General features: G+C 63.2%; 16 protein-coding genes. 14 read left to right on the top strand and 2 right to left on the bottom strand.

Annotated features, from left to right (window positions below):
* Nucleotides 1–76 precede the first annotated feature (76 nt).
* Nucleotides 77–1105, bottom strand: a complete 1029-nt coding sequence (locus tag FHX10_RS10915) for a LacI family DNA-binding transcriptional regulator (protein WP_097622417.1) — start codon at nucleotides 1103–1105, stop codon at nucleotides 77–79.
* A gap of 133 nt (nucleotides 1106–1238) precedes the next feature.
* Here FHX10_RS10915 and FHX10_RS10910 point away from each other — a divergent pair, with 133 nt between their 5' ends.
* The 8 genes from FHX10_RS10910 (at nucleotide 1239) to nadC (ending at nucleotide 9262) form a co-directional block, all read left to right on the top strand.
* Nucleotides 1239–2327 carry a fatty acid desaturase family protein gene (locus FHX10_RS10910; RefSeq protein WP_097622416.1) on the top strand — a complete coding sequence of 363 codons (1089 nt, stop codon included), beginning with the start codon at nucleotides 1239–1241 and terminating at the stop codon, nucleotides 2325–2327.
* 21 nt (nucleotides 2328–2348) lie between these two features.
* Entirely contained in the window at nucleotides 2349–2663 is a 315-nt protein-coding gene (locus FHX10_RS10905) for a MocE family 2Fe-2S type ferredoxin (protein WP_047611977.1), read from the top strand.
* Nucleotides 2664–2674: 11 nt separating this feature from the next.
* Nucleotides 2675–3901 carry an NAD(P)/FAD-dependent oxidoreductase gene (locus tag FHX10_RS10900; protein WP_097630180.1) on the top strand — a complete coding sequence of 409 codons (1227 nt, stop codon included), beginning with the start codon at nucleotides 2675–2677 and terminating at the stop codon, nucleotides 3899–3901.
* 42 nt (nucleotides 3902–3943) lie between these two features.
* Entirely contained in the window at nucleotides 3944–4756 is an 813-nt protein-coding gene (locus FHX10_RS10895; RefSeq protein ID WP_097630179.1) for a 3-methyl-2-oxobutanoate hydroxymethyltransferase, read from the top strand.
* A 29-nt stretch (nucleotides 4757–4785) separates the two neighbouring features.
* The gene (locus tag FHX10_RS10890; RefSeq protein WP_174824420.1) at nucleotides 4786–5784 is read left to right on the top strand and encodes an NUDIX hydrolase; all 999 of its coding nucleotides are present in this window, start codon (nucleotides 4786–4788) and stop codon (nucleotides 5782–5784) included.
* A 69-nt stretch (nucleotides 5785–5853) separates the two neighbouring features.
* A complete protein-coding gene (nadA, locus tag FHX10_RS10885; protein WP_097630178.1) occupies nucleotides 5854–6825 on the top strand; it encodes a quinolinate synthase NadA in 972 nt (323 codons plus the stop codon).
* The gene (locus FHX10_RS10880) at nucleotides 6822–8363 is read left to right on the top strand and encodes an L-aspartate oxidase (protein ID WP_097630177.1); all 1542 of its coding nucleotides are present in this window, start codon (nucleotides 6822–6824) and stop codon (nucleotides 8361–8363) included. Before nadA ends, FHX10_RS10880 begins: the two co-directional genes overlap by 4 nt.
* Nucleotides 8363–9262 (top strand): carboxylating nicotinate-nucleotide diphosphorylase, encoded by a 900-nt coding sequence (nadC, locus tag FHX10_RS10875; protein ID WP_097630176.1) that lies wholly within the window; start codon nucleotides 8363–8365, stop codon nucleotides 9260–9262. The genes FHX10_RS10880 and nadC overlap by 1 nt, the downstream gene beginning before the upstream one ends.
* A gap of 694 nt (nucleotides 9263–9956) precedes the next feature.
* Here the strand turns inward: nadC and FHX10_RS10870 are convergent.
* A complete protein-coding gene (locus FHX10_RS10870) occupies nucleotides 9957–10136 on the bottom strand; it encodes a hypothetical protein (protein WP_063475724.1) in 180 nt (59 codons plus the stop codon).
* Nucleotides 10137–10180: 44 nt separating this feature from the next.
* On the opposite strand from FHX10_RS10870, the gene FHX10_RS10865 reads away from it, so the two are divergent.
* The 6 genes from FHX10_RS10865 to FHX10_RS10840 all read left to right on the top strand — a co-directional run bounded on the left by FHX10_RS10865 (nucleotide 10181) and on the right by FHX10_RS10840 (nucleotide 16190).
* The gene (locus FHX10_RS10865) at nucleotides 10181–11170 is read left to right on the top strand and encodes an ABC transporter substrate-binding protein (protein WP_184389290.1); all 990 of its coding nucleotides are present in this window, start codon (nucleotides 10181–10183) and stop codon (nucleotides 11168–11170) included.
* A gap of 5 nt (nucleotides 11171–11175) precedes the next feature.
* Entirely contained in the window at nucleotides 11176–11949 is a 774-nt protein-coding gene (locus tag FHX10_RS10860) for an ABC transporter ATP-binding protein (protein WP_063475722.1), read from the top strand.
* A 4-nt stretch (nucleotides 11950–11953) separates the two neighbouring features.
* Nucleotides 11954–12748: an ABC transporter permease gene (locus FHX10_RS10855; protein ID WP_063475721.1), complete on the top strand. Its 795-nt coding sequence runs from the start codon at nucleotides 11954–11956 to the stop codon at nucleotides 12746–12748.
* An 87-nt stretch (nucleotides 12749–12835) separates the two neighbouring features.
* Nucleotides 12836–13831: an isopenicillin N synthase family dioxygenase gene (locus FHX10_RS10850; RefSeq protein ID WP_063475720.1), complete on the top strand. Its 996-nt coding sequence runs from the start codon at nucleotides 12836–12838 to the stop codon at nucleotides 13829–13831.
* 2 nt (nucleotides 13832–13833) lie between these two features.
* On the top strand, nucleotides 13834–14805 hold the full coding sequence (locus FHX10_RS10845; protein WP_097630175.1) for a LysR family transcriptional regulator: 972 nt from the start codon (nucleotides 13834–13836) through the stop codon (nucleotides 14803–14805).
* A 32-nt stretch (nucleotides 14806–14837) separates the two neighbouring features.
* Nucleotides 14838–16190, top strand: coding sequence for a cytosine deaminase (locus FHX10_RS10840; RefSeq protein WP_063475718.1), 1353 nt, complete (start codon nucleotides 14838–14840; stop codon nucleotides 16188–16190).
* The last annotated feature ends 209 nt before the right edge of the window (nucleotides 16191–16399 follow it).

Here is a 16399-nt window from a genome sequence, read left to right as displayed (position 1 = left end):
AATCCATCCGTCATTGCCGGCGGCCGCTTTCATTGCTGAGAGAATTTCCAACGAAATGATGGAATTCCATCATTGTTTAGATGTTCTCCGAGATATGAATATCGAAAGGCAGGAAGAGTTGTCCGGGAACCGCCGTTTCGCCGTTTTCGATAGCGCTCGTCATCAGCACCATCAGCTCCTTGCAGAGGGCAGGCAGGGGCGTGCCGATCGCCATGGCGACGATATCGTCGGCAAGACCGGCTTTGCTGTCGGGGGTCAGCTCGTTGACCACGAGAACGACCTTGCCGCCGACGCTTTCTTCGCGAAACGCCGAGATTGCCCCCTCCATGCCGCCGCCGCAGACATAGAGGCCGACGAGATCGGGATGTTTCTGCAGCAACGTCAAGGTTGCCTCATGGGTGATTTCGGCGGTCTCGAGATTGATCAGCGTGTCGACGACATCGAACTCCGGTGCATTCTCGCGAAAATAGGAGCGGAAGCCGATTTCCCGCAACTCATGGCCGTGAAAACGGTGGCTGCCGACGAAACAGGCGACCTTGCCGGGCTGGCGCGCCGTGCGCGCGATCGTCCAGGCGGCGGTGCGCCCGACCTTGCGGTTATTGACCCCGACATAGGCGTCGCGCACGCCCGTGGCGAGATCGGAGAGCAGCGAGAAGACAGGAATGCCGCGCTCCTTCAGTTCTTCCACCGCCGTCGTCACCGCCGGATAGTCCGGGCCGACGAGGGCAACGGCCTGGTTGCGGGCGCCGAGCGTCTTGATCTTTTCGACGATCGCAGCCGGTGTCGCGGCGGAGGGAAATTCGATCTGCGTCTGGATGCGCGCCGTCGTCAGCGCCCGCGCTGCCGTTTCGATCTCGCGCGCGAAGCTCTGGTAGAAGGACTGCGTTGGTTTCTGCAGCAGGAAGGCGAGCTTGTATTGCGGCAGATCCTCGAAGACACGCTGCTTGATCAGGCCGACGGCGTGATAGCCGATCGACTGCGCCGCATCATAGACCCGCCGTGCTGTTTCCTCGCGCACCCGGTGGCGCGCGTTGAGAACACGGTCGACGGTGGCGACGCTGACGCCGGAGGCGCGGGCAAGATCGGATATGGTTGGACGGCGCATGAGCGTTCCTGATGTATTCAATCATGAATGCAAGCCATTCATGATGGCTTTTGATAGAATATATCAAGCCTGCATTGAGCGCCTGCCAAAGTCAACCTATTCTCCCAGGCAAGGGCATAACGGGAGGCGGATAATGGCGACCCAGACAAAGAAACGTGACTACGACCTGCTCGGCGAAAGCGGCCGCACAGCCGTCGAGACGGGGCTGGCGGCAGCCGAATGGTATCACACCGACATTCCGCGCAAGGACATGAAGGCGCTGATGCAGCGCTCCGATGCGCCGGCGATCCGCGACACGGTCATCTGGCTCGGCAGCATGGCGGTCTTGGCCGGGCTTGGCATCTATTTCTGGGGCTCGTGGATCGCGCTGCCCATCTTCCTTGCCTATGGCGTGCTCTACGGCTCGGCCTCCGACAGCCGCTGGCACGAATGCGGTCATGGCACCGCCTTCAAGACGCGCTGGATGAACGATGCCGTCTATCAGATTGCCTGCTTCATGATCATGCGCAATCCGGTGACCTGGCGCTGGAGCCATGCGCGCCACCACACCGACACGGTGATCGTCGGCCGCGATCCCGAGATCGCCGTCATGCGGCCGCCGGATCTCTTGCGGCTGGTGCTCAATTTCTTCGGCATCCTCGACGCCTGGCATGCCGTCGTCGACATGCTGCGCAATGCCTTCGGCGGCGTCAGCGCGGCGGAAAAAACCTTCATTCCCGAGATGGAGCAGCCGAAGGCGATCCGTTTCGCCCGCATCTGGCTGGCGATCTATGTCGCGACAATCGCCGCGGCGATCGCCACGGGCTCGATCCTGCCGCTGATGCTGATCGGCCTGCCGCGCCTTTACGGCGCCTGGCACCATGTGCTGACCGGACTGCTGCAGCATGGCGGCCTTGCCGACAATGTCACCGACCACAGGCTGAACAGCCGCACTGTCTACATGAACCCGATCAGCCGCTTCATCTACTGGAACATGAACTACCACGTCGAACATCACATGTTTCCGATGGTGCCCTACCACGCGCTGCCGCAGCTGCATGCGATGATCAAGCACGACCTGCCGGCGCCGAACCCGTCGATCTTGTCCGGTTATCGCGAGATGATCCCGGCCTTCCTGCGCCAGCTGCGCAACGAGGACTATTTCCTGAAGCGCGAATTGCCGGCCACCGCGCGGCCGTATCGCGAGGAATTCCACAACGAGCTGGCTCCGGCCGCGCAATAACGACAATCGAGGGAGGATAAGATGAGCGGAAACTGGATTGAGGTTTGCGGCAAGGACGAGATCGACGAGGAGGATGTCATCCGCTTCGATCACGACGGGCGCACCTTCGCGGTCTATCGCAGCCCGGATGACGAATTCTTCGCCACCGACGGGCTCTGCACACACGAACATATCCATCTCGCCGACGGGCTTGTCATGGATGAGATCATCGAATGTCCGAAACATAACGGCCGCTTCAACTACAAGACGGGCGAAGCCAAGGGTGCGCCGGTCTGCGTCAATCTCAAGACCTATCCGGTCAAGATCGAAGACGGCGCCGTCTTCATCTCGCTCTGAGGGAGCTGGACGTGGCTCATTTCGTTATCCTGGGCGCGGGCGAATGCGGTGCGCGCGCCGCCTTCGCCTTGCGGGAAAAGGGCTTTGCCGGCGAAGTAACGCTAGTCGGCGCCGAGCCGCTTCCGCCCTATGAACGGCCGCCGCTGTCGAAGGCCGGCTCCACCGATGCAAGCGATCCGAAATTCATCGCGACGGCGGAAAAATATGTCGAAAACGGCATCCGGCTGCTGACCGGCCTCGAGGCAAGGGATCTCGACCCCGCGTCCAGGACCGTCACGCTTTCGGACGGTACCGTGCTTTCCTACGACAAGCTTCTGCTTGCGACGGGTGCCGCTGCACGCTCCTTCCCCGGCGCGCCGCAGGGCAGCCCGCATATTCGCGCGCTGAGGACCCATCACGATGCGGCGGCGCTGCGTGATGTCATGAAGCCGGGACGGCATATCGCCATCATCGGTGGCGGGTTCATCGGACTGGAACTTGCGGCAACGGCGCGGCTGCTCGGCGCCGAGGTCACGGTCATCGAAGGGCTGGAACGCGTGCTGAAGCGCGGCGTGCCGGAGGAGATCGCCCATCTCATCACCGAGCGCCACCGCGCCGAGGGCGTCGATATCCGCTGCGGTGTCTCCATCGAGGCGCTGACTGCGGAAAACGGCAAAGCCCAGATCAGATTGTCGAGCGGTGAGGCGATCGAAGCCGATCTCGCCCTTGTCGGCATCGGTGCCCGGCCGAATGTCGAGATCGCCGAAAGAGCGGGGCTTACTATCGAAAACGGCATTGCCGTCGATATTCATCTGCAGACCTCGGCGCCGGATGTCTTTGCCGCCGGCGACTGCTGCTCCTTTCCGCTGTCGATCTATGGCGGCCGGCGGGTGCGGCTCGAATCCTGGCGCAACGCCCAGGAGCAGGGCACATTGGCTGCGGCCAACATGCTCGGCCTCGACGAGGCCGTATCGGCCGTGCCGTGGTTCTGGTCGGATCAATACGACATGACGCTGCAGATTGCGGGCCTTGCCGAAGGAGCCGCCACGCATCAGCGCCGCGATCTCGGCGCAGGCGCCTTCATTCTTTTCCATCTCGACGCCACCGGGCGACTGATCGCCGCAAGCGGCATCGGGCCAGGCAATGCCGTGGCGCGTGACATCAGGCTCGCCGAAATGCTGATCGCCGCGCGTGCCCATCCGGACCCGGCAGCGCTCGCAACCAGCGACATCAAGCTGAAATCCCTGCTGGCCGCGTGAGCTGGCCGATATTTTCACCGCTTTTTTCGAAGGAATTTGACGATGAAGAAACATAGACGCGCAACCGTCGCCGATCTGCTTGCGGAAAAAGGCAAGCGCCAGCTCACCATGCTGCGCGTCACCACGCTGGAGGAGGCGGAAGCCGCCGAAAAAGCGGGCATCGATATCGTCTCGGTGCCGCCCTCGCTGCTCGGGCCGGTCTTTCGCGAGGCCGCGCCCACTCCCTTTGCCATTCCGGGGCTCGAATATGGCGACCATGTCTCGGCGGAGGATTATCTGCGCGCGGCTTTCGCGGCGCTGAAGGCCGGTGGCGATGCGGTCTATTGCGCCGCAAGCCTGCAGACGATCCGGCGCATGCGGGACGAGGGCATCCCCGTCTGCGGCCATCTCGGGCTGATCCCTTCGAAGGCGACCTGGACCGGCGGCTTTCGCGCCGTCGGCAAGACCGCGGCGAGTGCGGCCGAGATCTGGCGGCAGACCAAGGCGCTGGAAGAGGCCGGCGCCTTCGCCGCCGAAATCGAAGTCGTGCCGGGGGATGTCGCTGCCGCCATCAGCAGCAACACCTCGATGCTGATGATCTCCATGGGGGCCGGCAGCGGCTGCGACGCCCAATATCTCTTCGCCGACGACGTGCTTGGCACCAATCGCGATCACTATCCGCGCCATGCCAAGGTCTATCGCAACTTCGCCGCCGAACATGACCGGCTACAGCGCGAACGCATCGCCGCCTTCACCGAGTTCGCCGAGGATGTCAGGACCGGCGCCTATCCGGAAAAGCGCCATCTCGTCAGCGTCGACGACGCGGAGCTGAAGGTTTTCCTGGACCGGCTGCGGAGTGAGACGGGCAATAGCTAGGGGCAAACCCGCTCTCTTGTCTCGATGATGTGGGAAGCGCCGCAAAGGCGCTTCCTTTCCATTGGCTTCCGTCCCGGCCTGTGTCAGGAATGATCCGTTCGACCCATTCGGAACGGAGTATTCGGTCCCCTGTGACGATCGGCTTTGCGCATGCGGAATTGATTGCGGTGCTCGTCGCGGTGACGGGGGACGAGCCGCGCGTGATGACCATCCGCTCCGGCAATGCGCTGCCGTCAGGCCCCTTCGAAATGGGGCATCGCACGCTGCAATCGGGGCTGCGCGAGTGGGTGCAGGAGCAGACGGAACATCCCGTCGGCTATCTCGAACAGCTCTATACCTTCGCCGACCGCGACCGGAACAACGACATCCCAGGCGGACGGACGATCTCGATCAGCTATCTCGGCCTCGTCAACGAGCAGTCGGGCGCCGGCCGGCCGGGATGGCACGGCTGGTACGAATATTTCCCCTGGGAAGACCATCGCCAGGGGCGCCCAGCAGTGCTCAATGAAATCATGACGCGTCTGAAGATCTGGGCCGATGCCGATCCGGCAAGGCGCGACCATCGCCATCGCCGGGCGGATTTCACCTTCGGCCTCGACGGCGGCGGCTGGAACGAAGATCTGGCGCTGCAGCGCTACGAATTACTCTACGAGGCGGGGCTCGTCTCGGAGGCCGGATGCGGGGTGGAGGCCAATCTCGGCCGGGCGATGTTTGCCGATCACCGCCGCATTCTTGCGACCGGGATCGCCCGGCTGCGAGCCAAGATCAAATACCGTCCCGTCGTCTTCGAGCTGATGCCGGAGAGCTTTACCCTGCTGAGACTGCAGCGTACCATCGAGGCCTTGGCCGGGCTGACGCTGCACAAGCAGAACTTCCGCCGGCTCATCGAACAGCAGGAATTGGTCGAGGAAACCGGCGGAACCGAAAGCGAAACCGGCGGCCGGCCGGCGAAGCTCTTCCGCTTCCGCCACACGGTGCTCGAAGAACGGGCGCTTGCCGGAACGAAATTACCGCTCTCCCGCAATTGACATATGCTCACTGTGAGAATATCTCTTTGCCTATGATATGCTCAAAGAGAGCATAATTAGGAGCCGGTCATGAATTATCCTGTTTCCGCATCCTCGCTCTATGAGCGCGTCAGCCGCGTCATTCCCAAAGCCGAATGGATGACGTTCGAAAATGACGTCGACGCGATCCTCGAGCTCAAGCGCCGCCGCAACGCCGTCATTCTCGCGCACAATTACCAGACGCCGGAGATCTTCCACGGCGTGGCCGATATCGTCGGCGACAGTCTGGCGCTCGCCCGCAAGGCGATCGAGGTTGATGCCGATGTCGTCGTGCTGGCCGGCGTACATTTTATGGCCGAGACCGCCAAGCTGCTGAACCCCGAAAAAACCGTGCTGATCCCCGATCTCGGCGCCGGCTGTTCGCTGGCGGACTCGATCACGCCCGAGGATATTGCGCTGCTGCGCCAGGCCCATCCCGGCGTGCCCATCATCACCTATGTCAACACATCGGCCGCGGTGAAGGCCGCCTCCGACATCTGCTGCACATCCGGCAACGCCAAACAGGTCGTGGAATCGCTCGGCGTGCCGAAGGTGCTGATGATCCCGGACGAATATCTGGCGCGCAACGTCGCCCGCGAGACGGATGTCGAGATCATCGCCTGGCATGGCCATTGCGAGGTGCATGAACTCTTCACCGCCGAGGATGTGCGCCAGCTGCGTGAAAACCATCCCGGCGTAACAGTGCTCGCCCATCCGGAATGCCCGCCCGACGTCGTGGCCGAAGCCGATTTCGCCGGCTCCACCGCCGTCATGTCGGACTATGTCGGCAGGCAGAAGCCGGCGCGCGTCGTGCTGCTCACCGAATGCTCGATGAGCGACAATGTCGCCGTGCACCATCCCGATGTCGAGTTCATTCGCCCCTGCAATCTCTGCCCGCATATGAAGCGGATCACGCTGGCCAATATCCGCGCCGCCCTTGAGGAAAACCGCCACGAGGTGACGGTCGATCCGGCAATTGCCGTGGCTGCGCGCCGCGCCGTCGAGAGGATGCTGGCGATATGACCGAAGTCCTCGAGCATCTTGCCGGACGCACGGTGATCGTCGGTAGCGGCCTTGCGGGGCTGATGACCGCACTGACGTTGGCGCCCGAGCCCTCCGTGATCGTCACCCGCGCCGCCCTTGGCGCGGAGACGTCGAGCGCCTGGGCGCAGGGCGGCATCGCCGCCAGCATGGGCGCCGACGACAGCGCGGCGCTGCACCTTGCCGATACGCTTGCCGCCGGTGACGGGCTCTGCGATCCCGTGACCACCGCCTGCATCATCGCCGAAGCACCAGCCGCAATTGCCGCGCTGGAGCGAGCCGGTGTGCGTTTCGACCGGAATGCCGCCGGCCAACTGTCGCTCGGGCTGGAGGCGGCCCATAACCGCCGCCGCATCGTCCATGCCGAAGGCGACGGGTCGGGTGCTGCGATCATCGCCGCGCTGATCGAGGCGGTGATGAAAACACCTGTGATAACAGTCCTCGAAGGCTTCGAGACGCGGCGGATTCTGATGGAAGGCGAAAAGGTCGCCGGCCTGCTCTGCGCGACCGCGAACGGGGCTGCCATTCTGCCGACATCGAAGGTGGTGCTCGCCACCGGCGGCATTGGCGGGCTCTACGACGCCACCACCAATCCGATGGGCAATTTCGGCCAGGGGATCGCGCTTGCGGCAAGGGCGGGCGCTGATCTCGCCGATATGGAATTCGTCCAGTTCCATCCGACAGCACTCGATTCCCGCCGCAGGCCGCTGGCGCTCATCAGCGAGGCGGTGCGCGGCGAGGGGGCCTTGCTCGTCAACGAACGAGGCGAACGTTTCATGGCCCGCACTCCAGGCGCCGAGCTTGCGCCGCGCGACGTGGTGGCGCGGGCGATCAGCGTCGAAATTGCCCGCGGCGGCAAAGTCTTCCTCGATGCCCGCATTGCTCTCGGCCACCGCTTTGCCACGCGCTTTCCCGTCATCGCCGCCCTTTGCGGCGAGGCCGGCATCGATCCGGCAAAAGACCTCATCCCGGTACGCCCGGCAGTTCACTATCACATGGGCGGCGTGGCCACGGTTGCAAATGGCCGCAGCTCGGTGCCCGGTCTCTGGGTCGCAGGCGAAGCGGCTTCGACCGGCCTGCACGGCGCCAACCGGCTTGCCAGCAATTCGCTGCTGGAGGCGGCTGTGATGGGCATGCGGGCGGCACGCGACATATCGGGCATGCCCGCAAGCGCTGCCGGAAGCGCCTTCACCGAGAGCCTGCCGGTGCCTGCCGATGCATCGCTCGTCCGGTCGATCGTCTCGCGCCATCTCGGCGTGCTGCGCAATGCCGGCGCCATTCATGGCGCCATCGCCGCCCTGCTGCCGCTTGCCGAAGGGAACAGCCCTGCCGCCGATCCGGCCATCGTCGCGCTCTCGATCGCGGTTTTCGCCAGCTTGCGGACGGAATCACGCGGCGCCCATGCCCGCACCGATTTTCCGCTGAAGCTCGGCGATGCAAACCGCCGCCGGATGCGCCTTTCCCAAGTGCTGGAGATCGCCCGCGCGACCCCGCCCTATTCCCTTGCAAGGAGTGCCTGATGAGCCTCGTTCCCCTTCCGCGCCTGATCGTCGAACCCTTGGTCAGGCAAGCGCTGCTCGAAGATCTCGGTCTTGCCGGCGACATCACCTCGGCCTCGGTCATCCCTGCAGATCACCGCTCGACGGTGGTGATGGCCGCCCGGCAGCCGGGCGTGATCGCCGGCCTCGATGCCGCGGAACTGGCCTTTTCCCTCGTCGATCCGGAGATCGTCATGCGCCGCCATCTCCAGGACGGCGATGCGGCCAAGCCGGGTGACGTGATCGCCACCATCGAAGGCCCGTCGCGCGGTCTGCTGAGCGCCGAGCGCACCGCGCTGAATTTTCTCGGCCATCTCTCGGGCATTGCGACGGTGACGGCCGGGATTGCCACCGCCATCAGGGGCACCAAGGCTTCCGTCGCCTGCACGCGCAAGACGACGCCGGGGTTGAGGGCGCTGGAGAAATATGCGGTGCGGGCCGGCGGCGGCATGAACCACCGTTTCGCCCTTTACGACGCGGTGCTGATCAAGGACAATCACGTCGCCATCGCCGGCGGCGTCGCCGAGGCGATCCGCCGGGCGCGGGCCGGCGTCGGCCATATGGTGAAGATCGAGGTCGAAGTGGACACCCTCGATCAGCTGCGTGAAGCGATGGAGACCGGCGTCGACGCCGTCCTGCTCGACAATATGACGCCGGATCAGCTGCGTGAGGCGGTCGCCATCGTCGCCGGCCGGGCCATCACCGAGGCATCCGGCCGCGTCACGCCGGCAACGGCCGCCGCGATCGCGGCCTCCGGCGTCGATCTCATTTCCGTTGGATGGCTGACGCACAGCGCGCCGGTACTGGATATCGGGCTCGATTTCGTCGCGGCCGCGTCCACAGCGGTAACAGGCCCGAAACGGATTGCACAGGTCCTGTGACCCGTCAGGCGTGTTTCGGCTGGGCTTCCTTGTCGCTGTCGAATTCCAGCAACTCGATCATCACGCCGAGATCGGGCACCGTGTCATAATAGGCATACCGCCCGTGGCCGCCATCGAATTCACCACTCTGGAGCAGGCGGCGCGGGCTTCGTGAACGAACGATCGCAAGGCAATTCTAGACTGGCCGCGCCTCGACGGTTCATGGCGGAGCGATTTACGCCTGCCCTTGAAACAGCTCAATCGTAAACGTTACGGCCTCGAAGCCCTTCTCGACTACGGCTGAAACGCCAATTCATGGTCGTCTGGGCGATCGCCTGCATACGAAGGAGGCATTGGAAACTGTCCAGATGCTGGTCGCTCACAAGAAAAATGCGCCGGAAAACGCAGATGCCAGCTGAAGGTGCGGCAAGAAAATTACGAGCTAAGCGCTCTAAATATTAGAACGCTTATTTTTCAGCCGCCGGACCGCTCGATTACAGAGAAATTTTTTCCGTTATTTCAATCACATAATTGACGATCCTGCCCACTTCGATCTCGATACCGTGGACTTCGCCTGTTTTTTCAGCACAAGAATTGAAGCGTTTAAAATCTTGCAGAACGCCGGATATTCATGAGACAAACGACCTGCGAGTAGAAGCGGTCTGAGCCTCGGTTCTGGACATTGCTCGACGGGTAAACCTGTCGAGAGGATGTCCTAATGCAGGGAAAAACCAGTGATCTCGCCCCGAAATCCGCAGAGATCGACGCTGGACCTGATCATCTTCGCGCGCAGCGTTGTTTTGTATGCCTGGCCAGCAAGCGCCCTGAAAAACGCGATTGCGCAATTGCCGGGCTCGTCGCAGATGGCTTCGATCCGGAGCGCGTCGCCGATCACTATCCGTCCTTAAAAATCGAACACCAATTGCGAAAGGTCGACCCATGTCCCGCACCAAGCTTGCCTTTTATGCACTTGCCGCAATCCTTTCTGCCGGCGCCGCCTCCGCCGCCGACAAGGTGATCTTTCAGCTCGATTGGCTGCCGGGTGGCGACAAGGCGCCGATCTACGTCTGTATCCAGGAAGGTTTCTGTTCGGACGCCGGCCTTGAGGTGGAGATCGCCTCCGGTCGCGGCTCGACCGACGCCATATCGCGCCTTGCCTCGGCGTCCTCCGACGTCGGTATTTCCGATATCGGCGCCCTGATGGCCGCGCGCGCCAATGAGGGCGTCAAGGTAACCGCCGTCATGTCGCTGTTCAACAAGGGGCCGCATGCCTTCTACGTCGCCAAGGGCGGTTCGATCGCAAGCGTCGCTGACGTCAAGGGCAAGACGATCGCGACGTCGCCCTTCACATCGTCGAATGTCTACCTGCCGCTGGTGCTCAAGGATGCCGGCATCGACATGGCGGATATCAAGCTCATCAAAGCCGATCCCGGCGCACTTGGCCCGATGCTGATGACCGGCAATGCCGATGGCATCATCGCCTGGATGACCGACCTGACGCGCTACAGCAACCAAGGCAAGGAAGCTGGCAAGGAGATCGTTGCCCTGCCATGGTCGGCAGCCGGGCTCGAGCTCTATTCCGCATCCCTCATCGCCAGCGACGATTTCCTCGCCAAGCGTCCGCAGGTCGCCGCCCGCTTTATCGCCGCCTACAAGAAATCGGTCGAATTCGCCAAGGACAATCCGGAGAAGGCTGCCGCCGCTGTCACCACCATGGTACCGGAACTCGGCTCGGAGGACGTCCAGGGTTCGCTCAAGGACACGCTGCCGTTGATCTTCAACGAGGTGACGGAGAAGGACGGCCTCGGCGGCTTCGAAGCCGCCCGTCTCGCCGAAACCTGGCGCCGTGTCTCTGAAGCACAGGATATCGATCCGGCCAAGCTCGATCCGGAAACCATGGTCAACCGCACCTTCGCCGTAACGGAGTAACCTCGATGGCGATGCCCGCTATCCGCTTCGACAGGCTGGGACAAGTTTTCGAAACTCGGTCCGGGCGCACGGAAGCCCTGCGAGACGTCAGTTTCGATGTGGTCCGGCATGAATTTGTCTCGATCCTCGGCCCTTCGGGCTGCGGGAAATCGACCCTGCTGCGCATGATCGCCGGCCTGTTGAAGCCGACATCCGGCTCGGTAGACGTCTTCGGTCTGCCGGTGACGGCCCCGCGTGACGACATCGGGATCGTCTTCCAGAAGCCGACGCTGCTTCCCTGGGCGACTGTCGAAGACAATGTCGTATTTCCCGCCCGCCACAAGACCGGCCGGGTAACGGCAGAGGAGCGCGGGCGGGCGGGTGAATTGCTGAGCATGGTCGGGCTTGCCGGCTTCGAGAAACGCCTGCCGGACGAACTGTCCGGCGGCATGCAGCAGCGTGTCGGCATCGCCCGCGCGCTGCTCATGGATCCGGATATCCTGCTGATGGACGAACCCTTTTCGGCGCTGGATGCCCTGACACGCGAGGTGATGGGCTTCGATCTGCTGCGCATCTTTTCCCAACGCCCGAAGACCGTGGTCTTCATCACCCACTCCGTCAGTGAGGCGGCGCTTCTGTCCGACCGCGTTTTGGTGATGACCGGACGTCCGGGCTCGATCCTGACCGAAGTCACCGTCCCCGTCGGCCGGCCACGCGGCCCTGAAACTGCAAAGGACAAGGCGATCCATGACCTCTCCAATTACCTCCGCGATCTCCTCCTCACCCGTCAGGCGGCGTGAGGCCATGCGGAGCCGCACACCGGTTGCTCTCCTCAAGCAGGTGCTGGCGTTGCCGGGCATTGCGACCGCCGCGGCCCTGATCGGCACGGTGCTGCTGTGGGAAGCGGTCGCGCGGCTCCTGTCGATCCCGACCTATCTGCTGCCGCCGCCAAGCGCGATCCTCGGCTCGTTCTCCTCCATCGGCTTCGAGCGCTGGATCGGGCACATCGCCGCGACGTTGCGGGTGGCGCTGATCGGTTATGCGATGTCCATCTTTATCGCCATTCCGCTCGCGGTGGTCATGATGCGCTCGCCATTCCTGTCGCGAACGCTCTATCCGCTGCTCGTCGTAGTGCAGTCGACGCCGGTGGTGGCGATTGCGCCGATCATGATCGTCGTGCTCGGAGCCGGCGATGCGCCACGTATCGTTATCACCTGTCTCATCACCTTTTTTCCGCTCGTCGTCTCGACCGCAACGGGCCTTGCGGCAACCCCGCCGGATCTGATCGAGCTGTCGCGAAGCCTGCGCGCCTCGGGCTTCCGCGAGATCACCCAGATACGCTTGCCGTTTGCGGTGCCCTACATCTTCTCGGCGCTGAAAATCTCGATCACGCTTGCCGTCATCGGCGCCGTGGTTGCGGAGTTCTGCGCATCCGAAGCCGGCGTCGGCTATTTCATCCAACTGTCGACCTCCCTGTTCAAGCTGCCACAGGCCTGGGCCGGCTTGCTGCTGCTCGCCGCCATGTCGCTCTTGCTATTTCAGGCCGTGGTCCTGACGCAGAAGCTCCTCTTTCCCTGGAGCCTGCCGAAAAACGGCTGAAATCCATCCGGAGTAGAAGCAGTCGGGCCCTGCCCGGACATTGCTCCTCAACCGCCGGTTCGCCGGCACTCACGTAAGGAGAATAATATGAATATCCAGACAGACACCCTCGCGGAACTCGCCAAGGAAGCGACCATCGGCGGCATGGGCACGACCGTTGACCGGGAAATCCCCGTCATCGACCTTTCTGACTTCGACCACCGCAAGCACGAGATCGCCGATGAACTCTGGCAGGCCTCGGTCGATATCGGTTTCTTCCAGGTCTACAATCACGGCATCGCTCAGGACGATATTGACGCGGCCTTCGACACGGCCTGGACATTCTTCGAACTGCCGGTGGAGGTTAAGGCGAAAACCCCGATGCCGAAGGGCATCAATGCCGGCTGGGAGTTCAGGGCGCAGGTCCGTCCCTCCACCGGTACGCCGGATAACAAGGAGAGCTTCCAGCTCACCCTGCCGGACATGATCCGCCTCAATCTGTGGCCGAGCGAAGACGATCTTCCGGGCTTCCGCGAAAAGATGCTCCGCTTCGAGCGACAGAACTGGGAACTCGGCATGCGCATCCTCTCCTGCTTCGCGCTGAAGATGGGCTTTGCCGAGGATTTCTTCACCAAGGCGCATGACCCGTCTTCGGACCAATATCAATCGACGCTGCGCCTCATCCACTACATGTCGATGGAAGGCGCCAAGCCGGAAGACTTCACGTCGTGGCGTGCCGGCGCGCATTCGGACTTCGATTGCTTGACCATTCTTCACCAGAAGGAGGGCGAAGGCGGGCTCCAGGTGTGCCCGGGCAAGGATGCAGCCCTGAAGGAATGGACGGACGTTCCGCCGCGCAAGGGCTATATCACCTGCAACATCGGCGACATGCTGATGCGCTGGTCGGACGACCAGTTGCAGTCGACGCTGCACCGGGTGCGTATGCCGCGCGAGAATGAATACATGGGCCGCCGACTGTCCCTGCCCTTCTTCTGCCAGGCAAACCGCGATGCCGTCATTGAGGGTCCGCTCGGCAAATACGAGGCGATCACCGCCGGCGAATACCTGACCCGGCGCATCAACGCCAATTTCGCCAAGAAGTGACGTTGAAGATGGGCCGTTGCGGTGACATCGTGGAACGGTCAATCCGACTCCCGTCAGGCAACGGACCCATCATGCTTCATGGACGCGCGCTGCGTTATATAGACGAGGTGGCCCGACAGGGCTCCATCCGCAAGGCGGCAAGGACATTGCATGTCGCCGCCTCCGCGGTGAACCGCTATATCCTGGAGCTTGAGGAAGAGCTGCAGGCACCCATTTTCGAGCGCCTGCCGCGCGGCCTGAAGCTCACGAGTTCCGGCGAAATCCTCATCCAGCACATTCGCGAGACACTGCAGGCGCATCAGCGGATGCGGTCGCAGATCCAGTCCCTCAAGGGGCTCAATCGCGGCGAGGTGGCGCTGGCGACCATGGCAACGCTCGCTGCGGGTCGGATTGCCGAAATCGTTGCCGCTTACCGAGAAGAACATCCGCAGGTCAGCCTGCGCATCATGGTCGGCGACCGGACGACTGTTGCGGAGATGGTTGCACTCGGCCAGGCCGATATCGCCATTGCCTACAACCTGCCGGACGATACTCGGCTGCAACGCGCCGCCGAATTCCACCATGCGCTGGGAGCCGTCGTGGCGCCCGCCCATCCCCTCGCAAACCGCAGGACCGTGCGCATGTCCGATTGCCTGCTCTATCCGTTGGTTCTGGCGGATCGATCGCTGTCGCTGCGCGAGGTCGTCGAGGCGACTGCCCCGGCGCGTGCCACCCTTGTTCCCGTCGTCGAGACCAATTCGATGGAACTGATGAAGCGCCTTGCCCGGACAACGCCTCACATCACCTTCCTCAACCGGCTCGATGTCGACCGCGAAATGGCGACCGGCGACCTGGTCTTCATTCCGCTGACGGGAACCGGCTCGCTGCAACGGCTGAATATCCTCCACCGCGCCCGCGGCTCGCTTTCGCCCGCAGGCAGCCATTTCATGCAATTCGCGCAGGAGCGTCTGCTCGCCTCGTTTGACGAGAACTGACCGCTCGGTAACCCATCCAATCGAGACTCACCATGAACGATCTTTCGCTGTTTCCCAGCTTTGCCGCCCGTCTGGCGAGACCGGAGCGCATTCGTCTTGCGAAGGCGCGCGTTCCGGTCGCGCTGCTTGCAAATGACGTGCCTGGTGCTGCGGAGGTGGATCGGGACGGCTCCGCCCTCGTCGATATTCTGGTCGAGAACGGCAAGATCGCCGCGATAACGCCGGCCCTTGCCGATGGTGGCGAAGATGCAGTCGCGCTCGACGGCCGCCACGTCTGGCCGCTTCTGATCGACGCGCACGCCCATCTCGACAAGGGTCACACCATGGGACGTGCGCCCGATTCCGGCGGCACGCATCCCGGCGCGCGCGCCGCGACGACGGCGGACCGGCTTGCCCACTGGAATGCCGACGATCTCCTGCGACGGATGGAATTCGGTCTTGCAACGGCCGACGCCCATGGCGTGGCCGCTATCCGCACCCATCTCGACAGCCACGAGGGGCAGGCGGAAATCACCTGGAGCGCATTTGCCGAAATGCGCGAACGTTGGAAAGGCCGCATCACCTTGCAGGCTGCCGGCCTCGTGCCGCTCGATGCCTATCGCGGCGACTATGGCGCCCGCCTTGCCGATATCGTTGCCGCCCACGGCGGCTTGCTCGGCGGCGTCACCCGCGCCTCCGGGGGCACCCATGGGGCAGGCCTCGACGATATCGATCTGCTGCTCGACCGGTTGTTTGCGCTGGCCAAGGAACGGGGACTGGATGTCGATCTCCATGTCGACGAGGCGGCACAGGCGGATTCCCTGCCGCATGTGGCACGTGCCGCCATCCGCCACGGTTACGAGGGGCGCGTGACATGCGGCCACTGCTGTTCGCTTGCGCTTCTGGGCGAGCAAGAATTGCGGGACACGATCGCGCTGATCGCCGATGCCGGCCTCTCGATCATCACGCTGCCAACCGTCAACATGTATCTCCAGGATCGCGAAGACGGCCGCACGCCGCGCTGGCGCGGGGTCACGCCCGTGCAGGAATTGCAGGCGGCTGGCATTCCGGTCGCCGCGGCCGGCGACAATTGCCGCGATCCGTTCTTTGCCTATGGCGATCACGACATGCTGGACACCTGGCGGCAAGCGGTGCGCATCCTTCATCTCGACCACCCTTACGCGGATGCGCCCGCTCTTGCCGGCCCGGCACCTGCTGGCGTCATGGGCATCGACGTCGGTACGATCGGCGCCGGTCGGCCGGCAGACCTGATGATCCTCGAAGCCTGGAGCCTCGACCAGGTTATCGCCCGTCCGCACTCCGACCGCGTCCTCCTCCGCAAGGGGATCTTCGCCAACAGGACATTGCCCTCCTACAGCATGCTCACAGATTTCCCGACCCCTTGAGCCGCTCCCTGGGAGACAAAAAACGGACCGGCGAAGCCCACATCAAGACGCTTGGCCTGTAGCGCGGCGCCGATTTTGTCGGGGACAGCCCGTAATACGGGCCGTCGTTTGCTCAATAACCTGCCGCCAGGGGACGCAAGCCGCATCCTCACGGAAGTGTTGGCAAAGCATCTTCTCGGCGAGCGACATGCGAAAATGCAAATAATCGA

This window comes from Rhizobium sp. BK591 (assembly GCF_014195045.1).
Classification (GTDB): Bacteria; Pseudomonadota; Alphaproteobacteria; order Rhizobiales; family Rhizobiaceae; genus Rhizobium; species Rhizobium anhuiense.
This window is presented reverse-complemented; position numbering and strand designations above follow the sequence as displayed.

Coding starts and splice junctions, on each gene's coding strand:
- FHX10_RS10915 (WP_097622417.1), bottom strand. CDS start 1,105: ATGCGCCGTCCAACCATATCCGATCTTGCCCGCGCCTCCGGCGTCAGC.
- FHX10_RS10910 (WP_097622416.1), top strand. CDS start 1,239: ATGGCGACCCAGACAAAGAAACGTGACTACGACCTGCTCGGCGAAAGC.
- FHX10_RS10905 (WP_047611977.1), top strand. CDS start 2,349: ATGAGCGGAAACTGGATTGAGGTTTGCGGCAAGGACGAGATCGACGAG.
- FHX10_RS10895 (WP_097630179.1), top strand. CDS start 3,944: ATGAAGAAACATAGACGCGCAACCGTCGCCGATCTGCTTGCGGAAAAA.
- nadA (WP_097630178.1), top strand. CDS start 5,854: ATGAATTATCCTGTTTCCGCATCCTCGCTCTATGAGCGCGTCAGCCGC.
- FHX10_RS10880 (WP_097630177.1), top strand. CDS start 6,822: ATGACCGAAGTCCTCGAGCATCTTGCCGGACGCACGGTGATCGTCGGT.
- nadC (WP_097630176.1), top strand. CDS start 8,363: ATGAGCCTCGTTCCCCTTCCGCGCCTGATCGTCGAACCCTTGGTCAGG.
- FHX10_RS10865 (WP_184389290.1), top strand. CDS start 10,181: ATGTCCCGCACCAAGCTTGCCTTTTATGCACTTGCCGCAATCCTTTCT.
- FHX10_RS10860 (WP_063475722.1), top strand. CDS start 11,176: ATGGCGATGCCCGCTATCCGCTTCGACAGGCTGGGACAAGTTTTCGAA.
- FHX10_RS10855 (WP_063475721.1), top strand. CDS start 11,954: ATGCGGAGCCGCACACCGGTTGCTCTCCTCAAGCAGGTGCTGGCGTTG.
- FHX10_RS10850 (WP_063475720.1), top strand. CDS start 12,836: ATGAATATCCAGACAGACACCCTCGCGGAACTCGCCAAGGAAGCGACC.
- FHX10_RS10840 (WP_063475718.1), top strand. CDS start 14,838: ATGAACGATCTTTCGCTGTTTCCCAGCTTTGCCGCCCGTCTGGCGAGA.